Source organism: Candidatus Infernicultor aquiphilus, from assembly GCF_002784285.1.
Classification (GTDB): domain Bacteria; phylum Atribacterota; class Phoenicimicrobiia; order Phoenicimicrobiales; family Phoenicimicrobiaceae; genus Infernicultor; species Infernicultor aquiphilus.
The window spans coordinates 1-4050 of record NZ_PFKO01000002.1 but is presented as its reverse complement, the minus strand read 5'-3'; the positions used below and the strand labels follow the sequence as shown (position 1 = coordinate 4050).

2 protein-coding genes and 1 pseudogene are annotated in these 4050 nt (G+C 30.5%); all 3 read right to left on the bottom strand.

From position 1 onward, the window contains the following. Positions 1-126 precede the first annotated feature (126 nt). Positions 127-2568 (bottom strand): endonuclease MutS2, encoded by a 2442-nt coding sequence (locus COZ07_RS00065; protein WP_406606582.1) that lies wholly within the window; start codon positions 2566-2568, stop codon positions 127-129. A gap of 107 nt (positions 2569-2675) precedes the next feature. Next, positions 2676-3257 carry a CvpA family protein gene (locus tag COZ07_RS00060; protein ID WP_406606581.1) on the bottom strand — a complete coding sequence of 194 codons (582 nt, stop codon included), beginning with the start codon at positions 3255-3257 and terminating at the stop codon, positions 2676-2678. A 21-nt stretch (positions 3258-3278) separates the two neighbouring features. After that, positions 3279-4050: pseudogene (locus COZ07_RS00055) on the bottom strand (hypothetical protein); the annotation flags it as partial.

Sequence of the window (4050 nt, the reverse complement as noted above, 5' to 3'; positions counted from 1 at the left end):
GCGTAAAACCATAATTCAAAATTTAAAACCTTCTTCTTAGTTTTAAGTTTTGAGTTATAGTTTTGCGTTTTTCGCTCTACGCTTTGCGCTTCTATATATACGCTATCCGCTAAACGCTACCCGAATTTAATTTTTAAAATACACCACAGTTACTCCCATACCTCCCTCGCTTGCATCTCCAGATCTGAATGATTTAATATTAGGTGTTCTATCTAATAATTTTTTAACTTCTTCCCGCAAGATACCTTTACCTTTCCCATGAATCACATATACTGGTGAAACTCCTAACAAATAAGCGTCATCTAAATATTTCTCTAATATTAGCCGGGCTTCTTCAACTCTGAATCGACGTAGAAAAATATTGTTTTTAAAGGTTTTCATTTTAGTCAAATAAAGATTATCTCTATTAATTAATTCTTTAGTAATGGTATTCTTTTTTTTAATAATATTCTTAGTTGTCTCATAGGGCATATCTATTTTTTCTATATTTAAAACTGGGACTAACATCTTCATATTATCTACTTGAACCTTACACTTTTCGCTTTCAATAGAAAGCACTATCCCTTTTTTATTTAAATTCTTGATTAGTACATAGTCTCCTATTCTAATATTTTGATTTTTAATTAACTCTTCCTCTCTGCCTGTGCGTCTACCTGCGCCGTTGGCGCGGCAGGCAGGTTGCACGCAGACAGGTGGTTTTATTTTAACTATCTCATCTTTTATCTCTTGGTTAATTACTTGCATTTCTTTTAATAGATAATCCTTAGATGGCGTATTTATAGTCCTCTTTTTATTCATTTTTTCTATTATCTTTTCAGCTCTATTCTGAGTTTCTTTTAATATCTTTTCTGCTTCCTGGTAAGCCCTTAGAATTATTTCATTTTTATCCTCTTCTGTTTTATTTAGTTCCTTCTTTAATCTATCTTTAATTTCAAAGCTTTCTTCTCTGGTTATCTTTATTAGATCTTTTTCTTTTTCAATTAATTTTTTATCTTGTTCGATCTTTTCAATTAAACTATCTGCTTTAATTTTTTCTTGAGATAAAAAGCTCTGAGCTCGTAAAATTACTTCTGGAGCTAAACCTAAACTTCGGGCAATTATAAAAGCGCAACTCTTGCCAGGTAATCCAATAGAAATCTGAAATGTGGGTTTTAAGGTCTTTTCATCAAATTCAACACGAGCATTATTTACCCCCTCAGTTAGATACGCATAAGTCTTTAAAGTATCATGATGAGTAGTGGCGATTACTTTAGATTTTTTTTTACGTAAAAAATCTAAAACTGCCATACCTAAAGCTGCTCCTTCCGTAGGATCTGTGCCTGCACCTAATTCATCAAGTAATATCAGAGAATTAGAATCAGTCCAGCTTAAAATCTGAACTATATATTTCATATGAGAAGAAAAAGTACTTAAATTTTGCTCTATGCTCTGTTCATCTCCTATATCACAAAATATCTTTTTAAAAACAGCAATCTCACTTCCCTCTGCAGCAGGAATATGTAACCCACATTGAGCCATAAGAGTAAGTATTCCTACGGTCTTTAAAGTAACTGTCTTACCTCCTGTATTAGGACCAGTAATTAGTAAAATATCAAAATCTTTTCCTAAACGGATATTAATGGGAACTACAGAATTTTTTAATAAAGGGTGCCTTGCCTGAATGAGATTAACAAATCCATTTTGATTTAATTTTGGTTCCACCGCTTTCATGTTATTAGCTAATACTGCTCGTGCATAAATAAAATCAATTTTACCCAGAACCAAAACACTATCATTAATTTCTGGTGCTTTTTCTCCAATAAGGGCAGTTAATTTTTGTAAAATTATTAATATTTCTCGCTCTTCATCTTTAATTAATTGGCGGAGTGTATTATTTAACTCCACTATTTCAATTGGTTCAACAAATAAAGTAGCGCCACTGTCAGATTTATCGTGAACTATCCCGGGGAATTTTATTCTTCTTTCTTGTTTTATGGGTATTACATATCTATTTTGTCGTATAGTTATTATAGGCTCTTGAATAATGGTGCTAAATTGAGAAGATCTAATGATGGTTTCTAATTTATTTTTAATGGTTTGCTCTTCTTTTATTATTTCTCTTCTAATTTTCTTTAAGTCTGGGCTGGCTCGATCTAAAATTATTCCATCTTCCCCAATACACTGGGTTATCTTTTCCTCTAATTCAGTGAAAGTTTCTATTTTCTCTGTTTTTTCCTTAATTAAAGGGTATTTTTTTTCAGTTTTTAATAAAAAATTTTTAATCAAGCGTAAAGTTTTTAAAACTTTCAAAATTTTTAAAACTTTTATAGTATCAAGAATGGCTCCCTTAACTGCAGATTTTTTTATTTCATTACTAATATCTTCTAATCTGGTAAAAGGGGGTGTCCCTTCATAAAGAATAATTTCTCTCATTTCTGTAGTTTCTCTTTGAGCAATAAGAATTTGCTCTAAATCAGTTTTAGGTTTGATTGTTTCTGCAATTAATTCGCCAGTTGCAGTGTTCATATTTTCTTTTACTTGTTTTTTAATTTTTGAAAATTCTAAAACTGAAAATGTATGCTCATCCAATAGATGTCTCACCTTTTTAAATTACAAAATAGTAAAGATCATTATATCCTTTTACCTGTCTGCGTGCCTGCCTGACCTGTCTGCGTGTAACGCACAGGCAGAGTAGATTAAATATTAATAAAATATTTCGTAGTATTTTTTAAAACAAATAAATTAAGAGGAAATTTTTTAAGAAATTCTTCTTTGTTAAACTGAAAGCTTGAAGGCAACCAATCTTTAAAATAATCATAGATAATTATAGTCATAGCCGCCAATCTATTTGCTAAAAAAGAATTTTCTAATTGCTCTTTAAAGAAAACAGGTAAAGGAACCAAAGTAATAATAACTAACAAAATCCCTACTATTAACAAACCTTTAATTAAGCCAAATAAAGCTCCCCCTAAAGTATCAATCCAGGAAATTAATAATAGAGAAAATATTTTTTTCAAGATTATTTCAATAATCCTCGCTATTAGATATATACTAAAAAATATGAGAACAAAACCTAATAAATTTGCTATATCCTTACTTAGTTGAGTATGCAGATTTATATACTCTCCAACTTCTTTAAACCAAAAAATTGCTAGGAAAATAGAAACCATCAACCCTAATAAATTTATTATTCCTCTGATAATGCCACGACGTATTCCAATAATCATGTTTAATAAAATTATTATCATTATGGATACATCTACCCAGTTTATTGTCATAAATACCTTCTACCTGCTCTTTTATTCTCTTATTTTTGCATTAAATTTTGTCATTAGCTTCTCTCTTATATTCGCATATACGTCTTCAACTTCTTGATCAGTCAAAGTGCGATCTTCAGCTTGAAAAACGATAGAATAAGCTAAGCTCTTGCAACCATTACCAATTTGCTTCCCCCTGAATATATCAAATAAAGTTACTTTTTTAATTAATTTTACATCAATCGATTTTATTGCATTAATAATATCGGCAGAAATTATTTCTTCTTTTACTATCAAGGCTAAATCTCTCTGTGCTGAAGGATATTTTGCTAAAATACAATAGTGGATATCCGGAGGAATATGAGGTAATAAATTTTCAAAATCAATCTCAAATAGATTAACCTTTCCCGGAATACGATAGTTGTTTATTACTTCTGAATGTATCTCACCAAAAATTCCTATTTCTTCTCCTTCAATAATAATCTTGCCATTTTGTAAAGGATGCAAGGTGGGGTGATTACCTGGGACTACCTCCCAATTTTTCACCTTTAAATCCTGAAGAATTACTTCAATTATACCTTTGACATTAAAAATATCCAAAGAAGATGATTTTTCCCAAAGGTCTCCGCGGCCTATCTTGGTAATCATCCCAGTGATTATTATTTTTTCCTTAGGTAAAGAATTTATTTTATTGGCATAGGGTAGATATATTTTACCTACTTCAAATATTTTAACTACCTCGGCTTGCCGATTAGTATTCCATTTTACTACTTCCAACAAACTTGAAATTATAGAAGTACGCATTAAAGAATAA

What these genes read in the sequence shown, in the direction of transcription:
- COZ07_RS00060 (WP_406606581.1), bottom strand. Translation starts at nt 3,257, where the DNA reads ATGACAATAAACTGGGTAGATGTATCCATAATGATAATAATTTTATTA.